Source organism: Fontisphaera persica, assembly GCF_024832785.1.
Taxonomy (GTDB): Bacteria; Verrucomicrobiota; Verrucomicrobiia; order Limisphaerales; family Fontisphaeraceae; genus Fontisphaera; species Fontisphaera persica.
In genome coordinates, this window is record NZ_CP116615.1 from 4,227,543 (window position 1) to 4,248,032 (window position 20,490).

16 protein-coding genes are annotated in these 20,490 nt (G+C 63.6%); 15 read left to right on the forward strand and 1 reads right to left on the reverse strand.

The window, feature by feature from the left end:
* The first annotated feature begins 87 nt into the window (after positions 1-87).
* The 11 genes from NXS98_RS15815 to NXS98_RS15865 all read left to right on the forward strand — a co-directional run bounded on the left by NXS98_RS15815 (position 88) and on the right by NXS98_RS15865 (position 14,946).
* Positions 88-912: an ExeA family protein gene (locus NXS98_RS15815; protein WP_283846007.1), complete on the forward strand. Its 825-nt coding sequence runs from the start codon at positions 88-90 to the stop codon at positions 910-912.
* The gene (locus tag NXS98_RS15820) at positions 909-1,826 is read left to right on the forward strand and encodes a hypothetical protein (RefSeq protein WP_283846008.1); all 918 of its coding nucleotides are present in this window, start codon (positions 909-911) and stop codon (positions 1,824-1,826) included. Before NXS98_RS15815 ends, NXS98_RS15820 begins: the two co-directional genes overlap by 4 nt.
* Complete coding sequence (locus tag NXS98_RS15825; RefSeq protein WP_283846009.1) at positions 1,817-2,491, forward strand: CAAX prenyl protease-related protein; 675 nt, start codon at positions 1,817-1,819, stop codon at positions 2,489-2,491. Before NXS98_RS15820 ends, NXS98_RS15825 begins: the two co-directional genes overlap by 10 nt.
* Positions 2,476-4,065, forward strand: coding sequence for an RluA/RlmK domain-containing protein (locus tag NXS98_RS15830; RefSeq protein WP_283846010.1), 1,590 nt, complete (start codon positions 2,476-2,478; stop codon positions 4,063-4,065). Before NXS98_RS15825 ends, NXS98_RS15830 begins: the two co-directional genes overlap by 16 nt.
* Before the next feature lie 13 nt (positions 4,066-4,078).
* Positions 4,079-4,699 carry a hypoxanthine phosphoribosyltransferase gene (gene hpt / locus NXS98_RS15835; RefSeq protein WP_283846011.1) on the forward strand — a complete coding sequence of 207 codons (621 nt, stop codon included), beginning with the start codon at positions 4,079-4,081 and terminating at the stop codon, positions 4,697-4,699.
* A 2,486-nt stretch (positions 4,700-7,185) separates the two neighbouring features.
* Positions 7,186-7,923, forward strand: a complete 738-nt coding sequence (locus NXS98_RS15840; protein WP_283846012.1) for a ThuA domain-containing protein — start codon at positions 7,186-7,188, stop codon at positions 7,921-7,923.
* Between the two features lie 3 nt (positions 7,924-7,926).
* Positions 7,927-8,709, forward strand: a complete 783-nt coding sequence (locus tag NXS98_RS15845; protein WP_283846013.1) for a DUF1638 domain-containing protein — start codon at positions 7,927-7,929, stop codon at positions 8,707-8,709.
* A 334-nt stretch (positions 8,710-9,043) separates the two neighbouring features.
* Positions 9,044-10,408: a Gfo/Idh/MocA family protein gene (locus NXS98_RS15850; protein WP_283846014.1), complete on the forward strand. Its 1,365-nt coding sequence runs from the start codon at positions 9,044-9,046 to the stop codon at positions 10,406-10,408.
* Between the two features lie 36 nt (positions 10,409-10,444).
* A complete protein-coding gene (locus NXS98_RS15855; RefSeq protein WP_283846015.1) occupies positions 10,445-12,385 on the forward strand; it encodes a HEAT repeat domain-containing protein in 1,941 nt (646 codons plus the stop codon).
* Positions 12,386-12,742: 357 nt separating this feature from the next.
* Positions 12,743-13,531: a VTC domain-containing protein gene (locus tag NXS98_RS15860; protein WP_283846016.1), complete on the forward strand. Its 789-nt coding sequence runs from the start codon at positions 12,743-12,745 to the stop codon at positions 13,529-13,531.
* 89 nt (positions 13,532-13,620) lie between these two features.
* On the forward strand, positions 13,621-14,946 hold the full coding sequence (locus NXS98_RS15865; protein ID WP_283846017.1) for a nucleotide sugar dehydrogenase: 1,326 nt from the start codon (positions 13,621-13,623) through the stop codon (positions 14,944-14,946).
* A gap of 7 nt (positions 14,947-14,953) precedes the next feature.
* Here the strand turns inward: NXS98_RS15865 and aroC are convergent, their stop codons facing one another.
* On the reverse strand, positions 14,954-16,063 hold the full coding sequence (gene aroC / locus NXS98_RS15870; RefSeq protein WP_283848189.1) for a chorismate synthase: 1,110 nt from the start codon (positions 16,061-16,063) through the stop codon (positions 14,954-14,956).
* A gap of 221 nt (positions 16,064-16,284) precedes the next feature.
* On the opposite strand from aroC, the gene NXS98_RS15875 reads away from it, so the two are divergent.
* The 4 genes from NXS98_RS15875 to lpxB all read left to right on the forward strand — a co-directional run bounded on the left by NXS98_RS15875 (position 16,285) and on the right by lpxB (position 20,489).
* Positions 16,285-16,719, forward strand: a complete 435-nt coding sequence (locus tag NXS98_RS15875; protein ID WP_283846019.1) for a DUF6941 family protein — start codon at positions 16,285-16,287, stop codon at positions 16,717-16,719.
* 6 nt (positions 16,720-16,725) lie between these two features.
* On the forward strand, positions 16,726-17,757 hold the full coding sequence (locus NXS98_RS15880; RefSeq protein ID WP_283846020.1) for a DNA polymerase III subunit: 1,032 nt from the start codon (positions 16,726-16,728) through the stop codon (positions 17,755-17,757).
* Between the two features lie 207 nt (positions 17,758-17,964).
* Entirely contained in the window at positions 17,965-19,323 is a 1,359-nt protein-coding gene (locus NXS98_RS15885; protein ID WP_283846021.1) for an O-antigen ligase family protein, read from the forward strand.
* A complete protein-coding gene (gene lpxB / locus NXS98_RS15890) occupies positions 19,320-20,489 on the forward strand; it encodes a lipid-A-disaccharide synthase (RefSeq protein ID WP_283846022.1) in 1,170 nt (389 codons plus the stop codon). Before NXS98_RS15885 ends, lpxB begins: the two co-directional genes overlap by 4 nt.
* Position 20,490: the final 1 nt, after the last annotated feature.

Here is a 20,490-nt window from a genome sequence, read left to right on the forward strand (position 1 = left end):
GCCGCCCCACCCGGGGAGGGGGTGGCGGCCGCCCCTCCCCAATAGCGGATTTCCCATGCTCGACAGTTTCCTTTTCCGAGGCTAATAATGCCTCTTGTGTACCTGGAATACTACGGACTGAAAGAACCGCCGTTCGACCTGACGCCGAATCCGCGGTTCCTGTATTTCAGCGCCAGGCACCGCGAGGCGCTCAACCACCTCCTTTACGGCATACGCGAGCGCAAGGGGTTTGTGCAGCTCACCGGCGAGGTGGGCGCGGGCAAGACCACCATTTGCCGCGCGTTTTTGGAAAAACTTGGGCCGCAGTACGCCACCGCCCTCATCCTCAACCCTGTGCTGGACTCCGACCACCTCATGAAGGCCATTGCCATGGAGTTCGGCCTCGACACCAAAGGCCGCGACCGTCTGGAAACGCTGGCGGCCATCAATCACTTTTTGCTGGAGCAGGTCGAGCACGGGCGGGACGCGGTGCTCATCATTGACGAGGCGCAAGACCTGACCGATGAACTGCTCGAGCAGGTGCGCCTCCTCTCGAACCTGGAAACCGACGAGCGCAAGCTGCTGCAAATCGTGCTCATGGGCCAGCCGGAATTGCGCGACCGGCTCAACGCCCCCCACCTGCGCCAATTGCGCCAGCGCATCACCGTGCGCTACCACCTGCGCCCCCTCTCGCGCCTTGAAGTGGGCCATTACATTCAACACCGGCTGCAAGTTTCCGGCGCCAACGGCGCCCCTTACTTCACCGCGGGCGCCCTGTGGCGCATCCATCGTTACAGCAAGGGCATCCCGCGCCTCATCAATGCCGTCTGCGACAAGTGCCTCCTCGCCGGCTTCGTCAAACAGCGCGATTCCATTGATTTCAGCCTGGCCGGCCTGGCCATTCGTGAGCTGGAAGGGAAGGTGGATGTATGAGCCTCATCAATGACGCCCTCAAGCGCGCCAGCCAGGTGGAAAAAGCCCGCGCCGCTCAAACCCGCCCCAACCCGGCCCTCCAGCCGGTGCTGGTGGCCACGCCCCGCCGCACTCCGTGGGGCTGGATGATTGGCGCCGCCGTCCTGCTTTTAATCGCCGGGGCGGGGTTTTCCTTCTACCTGGCCTGGCAGGCCCGCCAGAAAAGCGCCGCCCCATCGGTGGCCGCAACCCCCCCGCCTGCCACTGCCAAGACTGAAAGCAAAATCACTCCTGCGCCCAACCCGGCACACGTGGCGGCCACCACCCCCAAGGCACAGCCGCCCCAGCCATCCGCCCAAAAAGTTGAGTCGGCTGCTGCCGCGGTTGCCAAGAAGCCATCCACGCAGGCTGTCGCCGTGGCTGCGCCGCCACGTACCACGCCGAAAACTACCGTCACCCAGCCCGCCGCCCAGGCCGCAGTCAAAACGCCAGCGCCAACTCCGGCTCCACCGCCAACACCCGCCAATCAACTCCCGAAGACCACCACGCAAACCGTGGCTGTGGTGGCCACACCGGCGCCCATCCCGCCCGCACCCGTGCCCACACCCGTCCCCACACCCACTCCGGCACCCGTGCCGCCACCGGCCACTGCAAGCACTCCGGCGGCTCCTGCGACCGTTCCCCTTTCTCCAACACCCGCGCCCGTGACTCCGCCGCCGCCCGCCGTAACCACCGCGCCGCCCCCGCCTGCCCAGGTGGAATTTCCGCCGTTGACTTTGCAGGGCATTTTTTATCGCCCCAAAAATCCTTCCGCCCTCATCAATGGGCGCACCTTGTTTGTGGGAGACCAGATTGGAGAGGTTAAGGTCATTGCCATCGAGCAACGTAGCGTCAAGGTCGAGCTTCGCGGGGTGGTCAAGGTCTTATGGCTTTAAGGGACTGGCTTCTGGGTTGGCGGCGTTCACCGGTGGCGGCGCGGGTGGTGCCCTTTGTGGTTTTTTTGCTGCTTACCGGCCTGGCCGGACAATGGGAAGGCCTGCCGCGTTACTTCCTTTACCTGCTCAAAACGCTGGTCGGCGCCTGGCTGCTGTGGCTTGCCCGTGAAGCGCTGGCCGAGTTGGAATGGCGCTTTAATGCCGCGGCCCTCGCCGCTGGCGTGCTCATTTTCCTGTTGTGGGTGGGTCTGGACCCCTTTTATCCCAAATGGGGCGGCCCGCCGCGGCCGTGGAATCCCCATGAGATGTTTGGGCACGGCACCCTGCTGGCCTGGTTTTTCATCGTGGTGCGCCTGGCCGGCTCCACGCTGGTGGTGCCGATGCTCGAAGAGGTGTTTTACCGCAGCTTTGTCTATCGCTACATCGCCCACAAAGACTTCCTGTCCGTTCCCTTCAACCGCTTCTTGCCCCTGCCCTTTTTCATCACCTCCGCCTTGTTTGCCGTGGAGCATTATGAATGGCTGGCCGGTCTGCTCACCGGCTTCCTTCTGCAGGGGCTGGTGCTCTGGCGCAACCGCTTGGGCGAGGCCGTGACCGCCCATGCCGTCGCCAATCTCTGCCTGGGCCTGTACGTCATCCTGCGCGGCCAGTGGCAGTTCTGGTAAGCGGCATGGAAACCCGCCTCCCACCGTGCGTCCTTTTCGAGGACGAGCATTTGCTGGTGGTCCACAAACCCCCGGGCGTCAACACCCACGCGCCCGCTCCCTACGCGGGCGAAGGTCTTTATGACTGGCTGCGCCATCGCGAGCCGCGCTGGGGCGGACTGGCCATCATCCACCGCCTCGACAAGGAAACGTCCGGGGTCATGGTCTTTGCCAAAACCACGCTGGCCTGCCAATCGTTGACCGCTCAATTTACCCGCCGCGAAGTCCTCAAACGTTACCTCTTCCTCACCCAAACACCCCCGCGGCGCAAGGAATGGACGATGCGCTCAGCCATCCTCCGTGCGGGTGAAAAATACACCAGCCGTACTGCGCCGCAGGGTGCGCCAATCGCCGAGACACACTTTCGTTTGTTGGAGCAAGGGCTGCCCGCCCTGGTGGAGGCCCGCCCCCGCACCGGCCATACCCATCAAATCCGCGTGCACGCCGCCGACAGCGGCTGCCCCATCTTGGGCGATGTTTTGTATGGCGGCCCGCCCGCGCCGCGGGTGTGCCTGCACGCCGCGGAAATTGTCCTTCGCCATCCTGCCACCGGCCAGCCCCAGCGCTGGGAGATTTCGCCGGATTTCTCGGCGGACCCCGCCGCCTTGCGCCGCGCCGCCTTTATTCACGACGAGGAAACCAACGCTTTCCGCCGCTGGCACGGCGCGGCGGATGGGCACCCTGGCGTGTACCTCGAGCAGTGGGGAGATTTCTGGCTCGCCCAGGCGGAATCCGCCCCCTCCAGCCTGCCTGCTCCGCCCGGCGGGGGCCTGTATTTCAAGCCGCGCCTGCCCGCTGTGCGCGGCAAAGCACCCGCCGAAGTGGCCCCGCGCCATCTGGCGGGCCGTCAGGCTCCCCCCACCTTTGTGGTGCGCGAAAACGGGGTGTCTTACGAAATCAGTTTTGCCGAAGGTTGCTCGGTGGGCCTCTTCCTTGACCAACGCGACAACCGCCGCCGCCTGCTCACCGGCCATGTGGCGCGGGATTTTCCGCTCTACCTCGCCCCGTCGCCGCGTGAAGTGCTCAACGTATTTGCCTACACCTGCGCCTTCAGCGTCTGCGCCGCCCTCGGGGGCGCTCGCGCCGTCAGCCTGGATTTGTCCCGCAAATACCTCGATTGGGGACGGCGCAACTTCATCCTGAATCAACTTGACCCCGCGGCGCATGACTTCATCTACGGTGACGCCTTTTCCTGGCTCAAGCGCCTGGCGCGCAAGGGCCGGCAGTTTGACGTGCTGATCCTCGATCCCCCCACCTTTTCCCAATCCCGGGAACACGGCGTCTTTCGCGTGGAAAAGGACTATCCCGCCCTCGTACAACTGGCCCTGCCCCTCCTGCGCCGGGGCGGAGTGCTGCTGGCCAGCGCCAACACCGCCTCGCTGCTGGCCGCGCGCTTTGTGGACATGGTCCGCGCCGCCATCGCCCGCGGCGGCCGTGCCATCCATCAGGAGCATTACGTCCCTCAGCCGCCGGACTTTCCCATCAGCCGCGAAGAACCCGGTTATTTGAAAACCCTCTGGCTGCGCCTGAATTGAGGCCTCCCGGCTTATGAAAAAAATCACCGCTCCCACCCCCCCTCCCCAAACCTTTCGCCGCCTGTTGCCGCCGCCGCCGCGCTGGCGCAAAGACCTGGCAGGCGTGCTCATTCCTGAAGACCGGCTGGCCCGCCGCGTGCGCCAGCTTGCCGCCAGCATACAGCACGATTACCGCCAGCACGAGCCGGTGCTCGTGGCCCTGCTCAGCGGCACCGTGATGTTTCTGGCCGATGTAATTCGGCATCTCGAACTGCCGTTGCGCCTGGATTTTCTCTCCGTCTCCAGTTACGGCGCCAGCACCACCAGCGGCGAACTGGTGTTCAGCAAAGAATTGCGCCTCGACATCCAGGGCAAGGACGTGCTCGTGGTGGAGGACATCCTGGACACCGGACGCACCCTCACCGCCGTCCTCGAAAAACTCCGCGCTCAGCGCCCCCGCCAACTCCGCGTTTGCGTGCTGCTCGACAAACCCGCCCGCCGCCAGGTGCCCGTCACTGCGCATTACACCGGCTTTCGCATCCCCGACTATTTTGTGGTGGGCTACGGCCTGGACTTTGCCGAACGCTACCGCAACCTGCCCTTTATTGGCGTCCTGAAACCCGAACTCTATGGCGCAGACCCGCAGAAGAAATGACCCTGCCTTTTCCCCTCTGGCTCCTAAAACTTACGCCCGACCCTCTCCTGATGGGAGAGAGGTGAACCACCAACACCGCTTCTCACCAGCACGCCGGCAAAACGATGGGCGCATAAGGAGATGATTACCAGACTCGCACAATTTCACGTTTGCATCTCCTACCCCTCCCCCTTAAAGAGAGGCTCAGGGTGAGGGTGTGTAGCGCAGGCGTCCTCGCCTGCGGGTTCACGGAGCCTCCCGGCTCCGTGATTACAGCAATGCCGTCGTCAAACAGACGCGCCTGTAAGCACCAAGCCGCACTTCAATCTCGCAGTAGCCATAACGTATGGCGTCCCGTCCCGCGTAGCGGGATTGAGCTTGCGTCCCCTAATTCGGTGGCAATGAATTGAAGCAGGTAAATCAATGGTATTTCTGTCCCTAACTTGTCCTCCTCGACTGACTGAACAAACGCGCTCATGAATCATCCAAGGCACAGTAACTTTTTCCCTCACCCCGTGGGGGAAGGTCAGGGTGAGGGTGATAGCATCGTAGCTCAGACGTCCCCGATGTAGCGCAGGCGACTCGCCTGCGCTACACACCCTCACCTTGGCTTTCTGCTGCGATGGGGTGGAGGGAAAAGGGGGCAGAGCGTGTGAAAGGTGAAACACCAACCACGAATGAACACGAATGGACACAAATTTTGAACAGAAGGAAACGAAGGGAACGAAGAGGGAGAAGAGGCCCCTCACCCTGACCCTTTCCCCGGGGGGAGACGGGGGGACTGTAGCGGGACGGATTATCCTGCCTCTAGCCTATGGGACGCCATACGTTATGGCTAATGCGAGATTGAGATGGGGCTTGGTGCGTCCAGGGGCGTGTGTTTGACGACGGCAATTTTGCAATCACGGAGCCGGGAGGCTCCGTGAACCCGCAGGCGAGACGCCTGCGCTACAGACCCTCATCTTGGCTTTCTGCTGCGATGGGGTGAAGGGAAAAGGGGGCAGAGCGTGTGAAGGGGGGAGAGCAACCACGAATGAACACGAATGGACACAAATTTTGAACAGAAGGAAACGAAGGGAACGAAGAGGGAGAAGAGGCCCCTCACCCTGACCCTTTCCCCGGGGGGAGACGGGGGGACTGTAGCGGGACGGATTATCCTGCCTCTAGCCTATGGGACGCCATACGTTATGGCTAATGCGAGATTGAAGTGCGGCTTGGTGCGTCCAGGGGCGTGAGTTTGACGACGGCAATTTTGCAATCACGGAGCCGGGAGGCTCCGTGAACCCGCAGGCGAGACGCCTGCGCTACACACCCTCACCTTGGCCTTTTACCACGATGGGGTAGGGGAATACGAGGAAGAGCGCGTGAAGGGTGGAGAATCAACCACGAATGAACACGAATGGACACGAATTTTGAACAGAAGGAAACGAAGGGAACGAAGAGGGAGAAGAGGCCCCTCACCCTGACCCTTTCCCCGGGGGGAGAGGGGGGGATTGTAGCGGGACGGATTATCCTGCCCCTAGCCTATGGGACGCCATACGTTATGGCTAATGCGAGATAGAAGTGCGGCTTGGTGCGTCCAGGGGCGTGAGTTTGACGACGGCAATTTTGCAATCACGGAGCCGGGAGGCTCCGTGAACCCGCAGGCGGGGACGCCTGCGCTACAGACCCTCATCTTGGCTTTCTGCTGCGATGGGGTGGAGGGAAAAGGGGGCAGAGCGTGTGAAGGGTGGAGAATCAACCACGAATGAACACGAATGGACACGAATTTTGAACAGAAGGAAACGAAGGGAACGAAGGGTGGAAACCGCCCCCTCACCCTGGCCCTCTCCCCGGGGGAGAGGGAAATACATCAAGTTCTGTCACAGACTTTGACCACCCTCACCCTAGCCCTCTTCCATTGGGAGAGGGAGGATTTTTAGCTGCGCGGATTATTCTCACGCTGGTACCTTGGCCCCTTAGCATATTTAGCCTGCGGGTTGCGGGCCTACTTCCGCTACGCGATTCGTGGACGCCATACGTTATGGCTAATGCGAGATAGAAGTGCGGCTTGGTGCGTCCAGGGGCGTGAGTTTGACGACGGCAATTTTGCAATCACGGAGCCGGGAGGCTCCGTGAACCCGCAGGCGAGACGCCTGCGCTACAGACCCTCACCGTGGCCCTGTCCCGGGGGGAGAGGGAAAATAGTTAATGTGCCTCGAATTATTCATTATCTGCGTTTGCTCAATGCAGGCGAGGATGGAAAGTAAGAATAGAAACCCCATAGATGTTCTCAGCTTAATTCGTTGCCTCCGGCCTGCGGGACGGAGGCTGAATCCCGCTTTGCGGGACGAGGACGCCTGCGCTACGGGATGGGACGCCTGCGATGCGTGGGGGGATGCTGTGGCAGGCGTCCCGGTAGAGTTAGGGACAGGTTGTTCGAGTGGAGAGATGGTTTTTGAGTCTGGGGCTTGCGCTTGCCGCACAAAACGCTTCTCAAGGCATGATTATGGTTTAATATTATGGGCATGAAATCCGTGCGTTGGTTTTTATGGGCAGCCGTCATGAGCTGCGGGTTGCTGGCGTCCTGGCTGCCGGGCGCTGAGAAAATCCGTGTGCTGGTCATCACTGGCGGCCACGATTATCAGACCAACGAATTCTGGCAGGTGTTCAAGGATAATCCGGCCATCACCTTCCAGCCCGCGGTGCATCCGCAAGCCCATGATTATTGGAAGGCCGAGGCGGCGCGGCAATGGGATGTCATGGTGCTCTATGACATGTGGCAACCCATCAGCGCCCAGGCCAAGTCCAATCTGGTGGCCCGTTTGCACGAGGGCAAGGGGCTGGTGGCCCTGCATCACAGCCTGGCCAATTATCAGGACTGGCCGGAGTACCGCCAGATCGTTGGCGGCAAATACGTGTTGAAAAAGGAGGTGCTCGACGGGGTGGAGCGCCCCGGCTCCACCTTCAAGCACGATGTGCTCATGCAGGTGCGAATCGCTTCCACCGCCCATCCCATCACGCGGGGGCTGAAAGATTTTGAGATTCACGATGAAACCTACGGCGGGTTGTACGTCCACCCTGAGGTCATCCCGTTGCTTTTATGTGACACTCCCACCAGCAGTCCTATCGTGGCCTGGGCCAAGACCTACGCCAACGCCCGCGTGGCTGCCATTCAACTGGGGCATGACCGGCTGGCGTACGAAAATCCCAACTTCCGCAAAGTCCTGGCGCAAGCGATTGCCTGGGTGGCCCGTCAGCCTTGAGTCATGCTCTGCAAGGTTCTGGCTTGTGAAGTCCTGGTGCGCGAGGTGTGTTTTTTAGCCGCCACCTCGCCGCTGTTGCTGGACCTGGAGTTTCTGCCGCAAGGTTATCATGACAATCCCGCCCATGGCCGCAGCCAGGTGCAGGAGCGGCTGGACGCGGTGCCGGAGGGCAAATACGCCGCGGTGCTGTTGGGCTACGGTTTGTGCGGCAATTTGATTGCCGGCCTGCAGGCCCGTCAAACTCGGCTGATTGTGCCGCGCGCCCACGATTGCATCACTTTTTTTCTCGGCTCGCGCCAGCGTTACGAGCAACAGCAACGCGAGCGCCCCGGTGCCTATTATTACACTTGCGGCTGGCTGGAGTGCATGGCGCGCCGCGGCCAGCGAGCTTTGCCCCAGGGGGTCCATCTGCTGCCCAACCGCTCCGGGCCGGAGGCCACGGGTACTGATACCTACCAGGCGTGGGTGGAAAAGTACGGGGAAGAGGCGGCGCAATACCTGGTGGAGGCCATGAATGAATGGCTGAGCCACTACACCCACGGCATTCTCATTGATTATGATTTTACCCGTGTCCTCAACCTTCGGGCCCAGGTGGAGGACCTCTGCCAGAAGCGCGGCTGGGCCTTCGAGGAATTGGCCGGGGATTTGACGCTGTTGCGCCGCTGGCTGCATGGTGACTGGCCGGCCGAAGATTTTCTGGAAGTGCCGCCGGGGGCGCGCATCGAGCCGGCTTATGACGCCAGCGTCATCCGGGCTGCGCTGCCTTCTGCTTCTTCCGAAAGCTGAAGTTGGCCCCCGCCGTCGTTACCATGGCTCGCGCTGAAGGCCGCAAAAGCAGTGAGCAGTTTGCGGGAAAGGCGGGGCTGCTGCATGCGGCGTTGGTGGGGGCGCCTCCCCAAGGGTGGCTTGAAGGGGTGCACGGCTCTGTTTTCTGCCGGTGCCCTTTCGGGGGGGCACGCGATTTAAGGCGCGGTGGCGGGGGAGGTTCAGGAGCCTTGCGGTCTTTGGGTTGGTTGGGGCGAATGGCTCTCCATGAACGCGAGGCGGCCGACCCATGTCTTTGCTGCTGGCATGAATAATTTGTTTTGCGGGGCGTCTGGATATGTTGTAAACCAAACTTATGACACCTGCATCATCGTCTTCGCGCCGTGAGGGAGCGGTGGCCGCTGCTTTTCGCGGCAGCTCCTCCTTGAGTCGTCGTTCCTTTCTGGGCCGTCTGGCGCTGGCCGGCGGGGCACTGGCGGCGCCCACCATCATCCCCGCCACGGCTTTGGGCCGGGATGGCCGGGTGCCGCCGAGCGAGCGCATCATCATGGCGGGCCTGGGGATTGGCAACCGCGGGTTGCATGACTTGAACTGGATGTTGCCGGAGCCGGACGTACAATTTGTGGCGATTTGCGATGCGCGGCGGTCTTCGCGGGAGCGGGTGAAACAGCGCATTGACAACCATTACGGCAACCAGGATTGCAAGATGTACAATGACATCCGCGATTTCCTGGCGCAGCGGCGGGACATTGACGCCGTGCTGGTGGCCACCGGCGATCGCTGGCATGCGCTGGCGGCCACGTGGGCCATGCGCGCGGGCATGGATGTGTATAGCGAAAAACCCTCCGCCATGACGGTGGCCGAGGGGCGCATGGTGGTGGAGACGGCGCGGCGGTATGGGCGGATTTATCAAACCGGCACGCAGCGGTTGAGCGAGGCCAATTTTGTCTTCTGCATTGAAGCCGCCCGGCTGGGGTATCTGGGCAAGGTGCACACCACCTACGCCCACATTGCTCCCTGGGATGCCGCCAAGATGCGCACCGACTGGCTGCCGGCGCAGCCGCTGCCGCCGAAGGAGGAGGTGGACTGGGATCAATGGCTGGGGCCGTGCCCCTGGCGCCCCTACAACGCGGCCTATGTGAATGGCCAGTGGCGCAATCATTTTGATTTCCACACCAGTTGCATCGGCGAATGGGGCGCGCACACTTTTGCCCAGGCCATGGCGGGCATTGACCAGTTGCACACCGCGGGCGTGCATTACAAGTACGTGGACAACGACTCCGGCGACGGCATGGAAATCCTTTTCCCCAATGGCGTGAAGATGGTGTTGTCGCGGTTCGACAAGCATTTCCACGGCTCGTGCGGCATGCGGTTCGACGGCCCGGAGGGCTGGGTGGCGGCGGGCGATGGTTACCCGCGGCCGGATGTGTCGAAGCCGTCGCTGCTGGCAGACTTCAGGAAGATTGTGGGCGATTACATGGCGCGGACCGGGCGTCCGATGAATCACGTGCGGGACTTCCTCAATTGCGTGAAGAACCGGCGGCAGCCGGTGGCCAACGCGGAGGTGATGCACCGTTCCATGACGGTGGTGCATGCGGCCAACGTGTGCATGTGGCTGCAACGGGATGTGCGGTTTGATCCGGAGAAGGAAGTGTTCGTCAATGATCCGGAGGCCAATCGTTATCTGGCGCGCGCCATGCGCGAGCCGTGGACTTTCTAAGCGCAGCACTCTCAACCTTTGAACTTGTTTTTGTCTATGCGTCCTACTGTTGCCTTGCTGACCGCCCTTGCGGCGGCCCTCTTCGTTCTGCCTTTGACCAGCCGCGCCGCCACTGAGGCCGAATTGCTGGGCGTCTTGAAATCCGATGCCGACCGCGCCGCCAAGGCGGCCGCCTGCCGCCAACTGGCCATCCTCGGGGGCGCGTCCGCAGTGCCTGTGCTGGCGGAGCTGCTCACGAACGAGGAGCTGTCCCACATGGCGCGGTACGCGCTGGAGCCGAATCCTTCGCCGGCGGTGAACCCGGCCTTGCGCGAGGCCCTGGGCAAGACCAGCGGCCGCCTGAAAGTGGGCATCATCAGCTCGCTGGGCATGCGCCGGGACGCCCAGGCCGTGTCGGCCCTGAGCGCCTTGTTGACAGATGCCGATGCGGACGTGGCCCAGGCGGCGGCGCGCGCCTTGGGGCAGATTGCCACTCCCAACGCCGTCAGCGCACTGGAAAAAGCCGTGGGCCAGACGGCGCCGGCCAACCAGGTGGCCTTCTGCGAGGGCCTGTTCCGCGCGGCGGAATCGCTGGCGGCCTCCCGCAAAACCGCGGAGGCTTTGCGGGTGTACCAGCAGTTGCGCGCTCTGCCGGCCGCACCCCATCAAGTGCGGGCGGGGGCTTTGCGAGGCTTGATTTTGAACAGCCCCGCCAAGGCTGCCGTGAACCTGGTGTTGGAAGGCGTGCGCAGTGAAGACTACATTTTGACCGCGGCCGCCGCCGGCGCGGCCATGGAAGTCAAGAACGCCGAGTTGAGCAAGGTGCTCGCCTCCGAGCTGCCCAAACTCAATGCCGATAAACAGATTCTCCTCATCCAGGTGCTGGGCAAACGCGGCGACGCCGCCGCTTATCCCGCCCTCTTCGAGCTGGCCCGCAGCGGCCAGGGCCAGGTGCGGCTGGCGGCCATTCGCGCCTTGCCGGAGATTGGCAAGCCGGGCGCCGTGCCGGTGCTGGCCGGCCTGATTAACGATGCCGACAAAGCCGTCAGCGCCGCGGCGGTGGATGCGCTGGCTGGTTTTCCGGGCAAAGAGGCCGATGCCGCCGTGATGAAACTGCTGGAGGCGCCGGAGCCGGCTCAGCGCGTGCGGGCCATTGATTTGGCGGCGCGCCGGCGCATGACCCAGACCATCCCGCTGCTGGCCAAAGCCGCCAGTGACACCGCGCCCGAAGTGCGCGTGGCCGCCTTGCGCCGGCTGGGTGAACTGGGCGGGCCAGCCGAGGTGAAGACCATGCTGGATTTGGTGTTGAAGCATACCGGCGCGCAGGAACTGGGCGCTCTCGAGCAGGGCCTGATAGCCATTTGCAACGCCACCGGCAAGCCGGATGAATCGGCGGAAAAAGTCGCCGCCATTCTGCCCCAGGCTCAGGGCGCGCAAAAGAGCACCTTGCTGCGTGTGCTGGGCGGTATTGGCGGCGCTCGCGCGCTCCAGGCGGTGCGTTCGGTGGTGGGCGACGCCAACCCGGACGTTCATGCCGACGCCATCCGCACGCTGGGCGAATGGCGCACCCCGGATGTGGCGGATGTGCTGCTGGAGCTGGCGCGCACCAGCCAGCGCATGACGGACAAAGTGCTGTGCCTCCGCAATTACCTGAAGATTGCCGATGGCGTGCAGGGCGGGCAAAAAATTGCCATGTGCAAAGCCGCCGAGCCGCTCATCACGCGCGATGAAGAGCGCCGGGTGTTGCTGGGTGTGTTGGGCAAGGCCACCCTCGAGGCCCTGCCGGTGATGCTGCCCTATCTGGAGCAGGACGGCACCCGGGAAGAAGCCTGCCTGGCCGTGGTCAACCTGGCCGAACGCACCATGAAAGGCGTGCGCACCAATAATCCGGGCGCGGCGGCCCGCTTGAAAGAGCCCCTCGCCCGCGTGGTCGCCCTCACCCAAAATGCGGCGGTGAAGAAACGGGCGCAGGACTTGCTCAATTCCATGGGCCAATAAAGGCTCGTCCGTCATTGGCACGCGCGGTAAATCAGCCGCGCAGGCAGGGTGCATGCCGGGGACGCTTGCACCGCATTAAGCACGGGTGGGCCAAAATCTTTGCCCTCGTAGCGCAAGGCGTCCGTGTCCCGCAAAGGGGCTCAGACCTGCGGGACGCAGGCCGAACTCGCAGGCGGGGACGCCTGCGCTACACACGCTCAGCCTGACCTTATCCCCATGAGGGGAGAGGTTTGGGGTGAGGGCCAAAGAGGCGTCCCAGCACTCAAGGGCCACCTGATTTTCACCCCCCAATAATTTTCTTTTCCCCTGGCGCGGAATGTTCGAGGATAATGCGGGTTTTTTACTTGAAAGGTATTTATGGCAGTGGACCGCATGCAGCAGCAGCGCTTTGAGTTGAAATACCTCATCACCGAGGAAAAAGCGCTGATGGTACGGGACTTTGTGCGTAGCGCCGGCATGGAGCTGGACGAATACAGCGCCATCCGCCCCAATTTTTCGTATCCGGTGCACAGCCTGTATCTCGACAATGATGTGCTGACCACCTACTGGGACACCATCAACGGCAATAAAAACCGTTTCAAGCTGCGCCTGCGGTATTACAGCACGGACCCGGACACACCGGTCTTTTTTGAAATCAAGCGCCGTGTCAACAACTGCATCCTCAAGCAGCGCGGCGGGGTGCGGCAGCAGGCGGTGGAGTCGCTGCTCAGCGGGCATCTGCCGGAGCCGCAGCATTTGGTGAGTTACTCCGCCAAGGCGCTGGTGGCCCTGCAACGTTTTTGTGAGCTGACCCATCGCCTCCAGGCCAAACCCAAGGTGCACATTTCCTACCTGCGGGAGGCGTACGTGAATGACAATGACACCGTGCGCGTCACGATGGACCGCCACGTCTGCGGCGAGCCCAATTTGCGCTTTGCCATCAAGACGGCAATGGAGCGGCCCCGCTACTCCTACCGCCCCTATGTCATTCTGGAGCTGAAATTCACCAACCGCTTTCCCAACTGGTTCAAGGAGCTGGTGCGCGTGTTCAACGTCATGCAGCGCGGCGCCGCCAAGTATGTCAGCTCCATTCAGGCCATTGGCGACCCGCGCCTGCTCGAGGCGCACACCACCATCGTGCAGGAGGAAGAGGTGAATTACGATTAAGTCCCGCGGCCTGCCCGTGAGCGTTAGGGGGTCTGGTTTTGTCCCTCCAGACTTGACTTGCGCGCTCCCCGCCGGAAGTCTCATGGGGCATGGAGCGCATCGCCATTGTTGGTCAAGGTTATGTCGGCCTCCCGCTGGCTCTGCAGTTTGCCCGCGCCGGCCTGCACGTCATTGGCCTGGACATTGACCCCCACAAAGTGGACGCCCTCAACCGGGGCGAAAGTTATATCCACCACATTCCTGCCGAAGTCATCGCCGCCGAGCGCCGCGCCGGGCGGTTTGAGGCCTCGACGGATTTTTCCCGCGTGCGCGAAGTGCAGGCGGTGTTGATTTGCGTGCCCACGCCGCTCAATAAAAACCGCGAGCCGGACCTTTCGTTCATCTTGAACACCGGCCGCCTGCTGGCGCCGCATCTGCGGCCGCGCCGCGCAGGCCGCGGGCGTAAAACCGCGCTGGAGCGGAAACTCGTGGTGCTGGAAAGCACCACCTACCCCGGCACCACCGAGGGCGAACTGCGCGCCGTGCTGGAGCAACATTCCGGCCTCAAGGCGGGAGTGGATTTTCATCTGGCGTTTTCGCCGGAGCGCGAAGACCCCGGCAACCCGGCCAGCCAGGTGGCCGCCATTCCCAAAGTCGTGGGCGGCCTGACTCCCGCCTGCCTGGAACGCGCCGCGGCGTTGTATCGCCGCGCCATTCAAACGGTGGTGCCGGTTTCCTCCTGCCGCGTGGCGGAGGCGGCCAAGCTGCTGGAAAACATTTTCCGCAGCGTCAACATCGCCCTGGTCAACGAATTAAAGGTGGTGTACACCGCGATGGGCATTGACATCTGGGAGGTCATTGAAGCTGCCAAAACCAAACCGTTTGGTTTCATGCCCTTTTATCCGGGGCCGGGTCTGGGGGGGCATTGCATCCCGATTGACCCCTTCTATCTCACGTGGAAAGCGCGGGAGTTTGGGCAGTCCACCCGCTTCATCGAGCTGGCGGGGGAAATCAACACGCGGATGCCGGAATATGTGATTCACCGGCTGATGGATGCCTTGAACCAGCGCCAGAAGGCGCTGAAAGGCGCGCGCATTTTGGTGCTGGGGGTGGCCTACAAGCCCAACGTGGACGATGACCGCGAATCCCCCTCCTATGTGCTCATGGACCTGCTGGCGGAGCACGGCGCGCGCGTGGCCTACCATGACCCCCATGTGCCGGTGATTCGCAAGAACCGTGAGCATCCTCACTGGGCCGGCACACGCTCGGTACCGCTGACCGCGGCGGAAGTGCGGAAGTATGACGCGGTGCTGATCGCCACGCATCACCGGCAGGTGGATTACGCGCTGCTGGCCCGCCACGCGCGGCTGATTGTGGACACGCGCAACGCCATGGCCGGGCACCGCACGCGCCCCGGCCAGGTGTGGAAAGCCTGAGGTGTGCCTAAGCCGGGCGTCCGGTCTTCCCCAGCCACGGCCCGCACTGGGCCTGATGCCGGAGGGCGTGGTCCACCAGCACCAGGGCTGTCATGGCCTCCACCAGCGGCACGGCGCGCGGCAGCACGCAAGGGTCATGGCGCCCGCGGCCCTTCAAGGTGGTGTTGTGCCCCCGCACATCCACCGTGGGTTGTTCGTGCATCACCGTGGCGGTGGGCTTGAAGGCCACGCGGAAATAAATCGTCTCTCCGTTGCTGATGCCCCCCTGCACGCCGCCGGAGCGGTTGCTCAACGTCCGCACCCGGCCGCCTTTCATGCGAAAAGGATCATTGTGGGTCAGGCCCGTGTAGCGCACACAATCAAAACCCGAGCCAATATCAAACCCTTTGGCCGCCGGCAGGCTCATCATGCCCTTGGCCAGATCGGCCTGCAACCGGTCAAACACCGGCTCCCCCCAGCCCGGCGGCACGCCGCGGGCGATGCCCAGCACGATACCCCCCAGGCTGTTCCCCTGCCGGCGGGCGCGTTCAATGGCCCGCACCATTTTCTCCGCCGCCGCCGTGTCTGGGCAGCGCACGATGTTGGACTCAATCTCCTTGAATTTGACGCGCTCGACATCCACCTGCGCCTGAATCCGGTGCACCTGAATCACACACGCCAGCACTTCCACGCCAAAATGCAGCCGCAGGATTTTCTTGGCAATCGCCCCCGCCGCCACCCGGCCCACGGTCTCCCGCGCGCTGGCGCGGCCGCCGCCCTGCCAGTTGCGGATGCCGTACTTGGCCCAATAGGTGTAATCCGCGTGGGAGGGCCGGAACTTCTCCGCCATCTCGGTGTAGGCCTCCGGGCGGGCGTCCTCGTTCTTTACCCACATGCAAATGGGTGAGCCGAGCGTCAGGCCTTCAAAAGTCCCGGAAAGTATTTCCACATGGTCCGGCTCTTTGCGGGGGGAGACGATTTTTGACTGCCCGGGCCGGCGCCGGTTCAAATCCGGTTGAATGTCCGCCTCGGTGAGCGGCAGGCGCGGAGGGCAGCCCTCGACGACGACGCCCACGCCGCCGCCGTGGGATTCGCCCCAGGTGGTGATGCGAAACAAATGCCCAAAAATGTTGCCCATGAGATTATAGTAGAACCACCGCCGCTTCCGCTCAATGCCAGAATCCATCACGGCCGGCGGGAAGGCAGCGCGCTGTTTTACGCAACACCCCAGGTTGACCTCGGCCTCCCCCCAGACACCCCCTGCTGGCGCACGGGTCCGCTTCCTCCCCTCCAACGCCGGCCGCCGGGGCGTGGTTTTCGCGTGCCTTTTGCCGGCCGGGAGGTTAAAAATCAGGGCTTATGGAAATTCAAGTGGCATCCTTGTGTGACGCGGCAACCGACTCCCAGGGAAAATTGAACATCCTGGGCACCTTTGACACCATCAACGCCTCCCAGATGCCCGCCGTGCATCCGCAATGCAGCGTGGCCTTGCGGCTGGTGTTCGACAAGATGGAGGAAGGCCCGCACACGGTGGGCCTCAATTTCGTGGACGAGGACGGCCGCCCGGTCATGCCGCCCATTCAGATGCCCATCAAGGTGGAAGTGCCCGATGAGGCCATTTTTGTTTCGCGCAATTTCATCGTGAACATCCAGCACATGAAATTTGAAAAACCGGGTTTCTATTCGGTGGATATTTCATTCGACGGCGAGATTAAGGGTCGCATCCCCCTGCTGGTGCGCTTTTGCCCGCCCCCGCGGCCGCCGAAACCGGAGTTTGGCAGCTCGCCAGAGTAACGGCTTATGACGCTCGCGCAACTGGCCGTCCATCAACCGGCGCTGGAATTGCTGCAGCGCAGCCTGGGCCGGGGCCGCCTGGGCCACGCTTATCTGTTCACGGGCGCCGATTTGGAAGAACTCGCGGCCGCCGCGCGCGCCCTGGCCATGACCCTCAATTGCCAGTCGCCGCCGCGGCGCGGCGAAACCGGCCTGCCCCTGGATGCCTGCGGCGCCTGCCTGCCCTGCCGCAAAGTGCAGGACGAGCTGCATCCCGATGTGTTCTGGGTGCGGCCGGAGTCCAAAACCCGCATCATCAAGGCGGAGCAAATCCGCGAGCTGATTCGCGAGCTGAGCCTGCGCCCGGCCGAGGCCGCGCACAAGGTGGCCGTGATTGTGGCGGCGGACCGGATGCATCCCAGTGCCGCCAATGCCTTTCTCAAGACGCTGGAAGAACCGCCCGCCGGCACCGTCCTGATGCTGCTGAGCACCGAGCCGCAACATTTGCTGGAGACCATTCTTTCGCGCTGCCTCCGTTTGAACCTGGCCGGCGGCGGCCCGCGCCTGGCGCCCGAAGTGGAAAAGTGGTTGCAGGACTTTGCCGCCCTGCTCGCCGCCGCCGGACCGAACCTGTTGGAGCGGTACCGCCTGCTGGGCGAGCTGGCCACGCAACTGGGCCAAATGCGCGAGGCCATTGGCCAGCGGCTCGAGGCGCAATCGCCTTTGCAACGTTTTCCGGAAGCGGAGCCGGAGCAGAAGGAGCAATGGGAGGCTGAATTGAAGGCCGCCATTGAGGCGGAGTACCGGCGGCAGCGCGGGGAATTGTTGCAGGCTTGGGAATGGTGGTTGCGCGATGTCTGGCTGGCCACGCTGGGCATCAACGGCGCGCTCCTGGCCCTGCCTGCGCTCGAGGCGGCCACCCGCCGGGCCGCGGCGCGCTTGCAACCAGCCCAGGCCCAGGCCAACGTGCAGGTGTTGGAGGAGATGGCGGCGCGGTTGCGCACCAACGCCCAGGAAGCCCTGGTGTTGGAAGTGGGGATGCTGAAAATGAAACTCTAAGCCGGAGACTCCGTGAACAGACTGCGCTTCCTTCCTTCCCACCCCCTCCTTCAAGGAGAGGGAGAAGTTCGGCTTGTGCCTGGCCTAAAGTGCCCGCCTCACGCCGTACCTGGCTCCGGGCTTGAGGGAAATTGTCGAGCGAAAGCGCGCTCGATTGACCGGCTCGTTTCCTCCCGTTATCACCCGTTTTTCTCCTGATTCCGTCGCATGGATGCTCCGGTTACGCCGCCTGGGTCCGTCCTGCCTGCCGAACGCGCCAGTGCCTGGCTGGCCTTGTGGAGCGGGGCGGTCTTTGGGGTGGCCCTGGTCAAACTGGGCAGCCCCGTGATTCTGGCGGAAAAAGTGCACACCCCGGAAAATCTGCTGGAAGTGGTCTTGTTGTCCTGGCCGCACCGCTGGGGTTATGCCCTGCTGGGTTTGTGGCTCCTGGTGGGCGTATTGCTGGCCTGGCGCCTGCCGCTCCATCGCGCCGCGGCCCTCGCTTCTCCGTGGTGGCGCTGGACTCCCTGGCTGCTCATGGCCTGGCTCGCCTGGCAGGCACTGGCGGCATGCTTTTCCATTGAACCCCGGTTGACCCGCCTGGTGTTGCCGCATTTCCTGGCCTGCGTGGCCTGTTTCGTGGCCGGGCGCTTTTTATTGGCCCGCACGCGCCACGCCGATTATTTCTGGGGCCTCCTGGCGCTGGCGGTCATGGTGACCCTGGTCCATGGCGCAGACCAGCACTGGGGCGGACTGGAGGCCACCCGCCGCCAATTTGAGCAGTTGCCGCCGGAAATGCGCGTGGCCATGGATACCCCGGAGTTTCGCGCCCGGATGGCCAGCAACCGGATTTTTTCCACGTTCTTTTACCCCAATGCTTTCGCCGGGGGTTTGTTGTTGGCCTTGCCCCCGGCGCTGGCGCTGGTCTGGCGCTGGCTGGCGCGGCGGAGCCGCAGGCTGGCGCTGGCCATTGCGGGCGCCATCGGCCTCGCCGGGTTGGCCTGCCTGGGGTGGACAGGTTCCAAGGCGGGCTGGTTGATTGCACTTCTCCTTGGGGTGGCCGTGCTGTGGCTGGGGCCGATGGCCCCCCGTTATAAATGGGCGCTGGCCACCGCACTTTGCCTGGCCGGCCTGCTGGGCTTTTGGTGGAAGCATGCCAGTTACGTGGCGCGCGGCGCCCCCAGCGCCAGGGCGCGGCTGACCTACTGGCGGGTGGCCTGGGACAATGTCCGCGAGCATCCGGCCTTCGGCACCGGGCCGGGCACGTTCACGGCGGTGTATCGCGCCAAAAAACCGCCGGAAGCCGAGTCCACGCGCATGGTGCACAATGATTATCTCCAGCAGGCCACAGATTCGGGCCTGCCGGGCATGCTGCTTTACACTTTGTTCGTCGCCGGGATGCTGGCAGGCGCCCGCCCGGCGCGCTGGCAATCGAATTGGCCGGCGGCCGCCTGGCTGGGCGTGCTGGGCTGGGCCTTGCAGGGCTTGGTGGAATTTGGATTGTATATTCCCGCGCTGGCCTGGCCCGCCTTTTTGTGGCTGGGCTGGCTGCGCGCGGAACGGCTGGCAGGCCCTTCCTTCCCATGAACTCCCCAGCCCCATCCCTCATGGTGATTGCCGGTGAAACCAGCGGTGACACGCTGGCCGCCGAGCTGGTCACCGCGCTGCGCCAGCAGGCCCGCGAGGCCGGACAGGCGGCGCCGGTCTTTTTTGGCGCCGGCGGCCCGCGCATGGCTGCCGCGGGCGTCGAGCTGGCGGTGGACATGACGGAGCACGCCGTGGTGGGCCTGTGGGAAGTCGCCCGGCATTACTGGAAATTCCGCCGGATATTTCATCAGCTTCTCCGGCTGGCCGCCGTTCGGCAACCCGATTTGGTCTTGTGCGTGGATTTCTCCGGCTTCAATCGCCGCCTGGGTCACGCCATCAAAGCCCGGGCCCGCGGCGCCTGGCAACCCCGCCTCGTGCAAATGGTCTCCCCGCAGGTCTGGGCCTCGCGGCCGGGACGGGCCAAATCCCTCGAACGCGATTTTGATTTGCTGCTGAGCATCTTTCCCTTTGAAAAAGCGTGGTACGCCCAACAGGCCCCGTCCCTGCGCGTCGAATTTGTGGGGCATCCGATTTTTGACCGCTACCCCCCGCCGCCCGAGGCCGCTCCCCCCGCCACCGGCCCGGCGCGGGTGGTGCTGCTGCCGGGAAGCCGCACGGCCGAATTGAAGCGCCATTTGCCGCCCTTGTTGGGCGCTTGGGAACTGATTCGTCAGAAACACCCTTCGGCTTCCGCCGTCATGGTGCTGCCGGATGAACGCCTGCGTGCCCTCGCTCTGGCCCAGGGGGCGGGCGCCGTGGTAACCGTGCAAACCGGCGGGCTGCCGGAGCGGCTGCGCGAGGCCACCGTGGCCCTGGCTTGCACGGGCACCGTGACCGTGGAATGCGCCTACTTTGGCGTGCCCACTGTGACGCTCTACAAAACTTCATGGCTGACCTACGAAGTCGCCCGGCGCCTGGTCACCGTGCCCACCCTGACCATGCCCAATTTATTGGCCGGGACCGCCGTGTTTCCCGAATTCATCCAATACCAGGCCACCCCCAAGGCGCTGGCCCAGGCGGCGCTGGAATTTGTGGAGCATCCCCAAAGTGCCGCCGCTGTGCGGGCGCAGTTGCGCCAGGTAATGGCCACCCTCGGCGGCCCGGGGGCAGCCCGGCGTGCCGCGCGGCTGGTGTGGGAGTTGCTGCACACTCCGCCGGGTCGCTGAG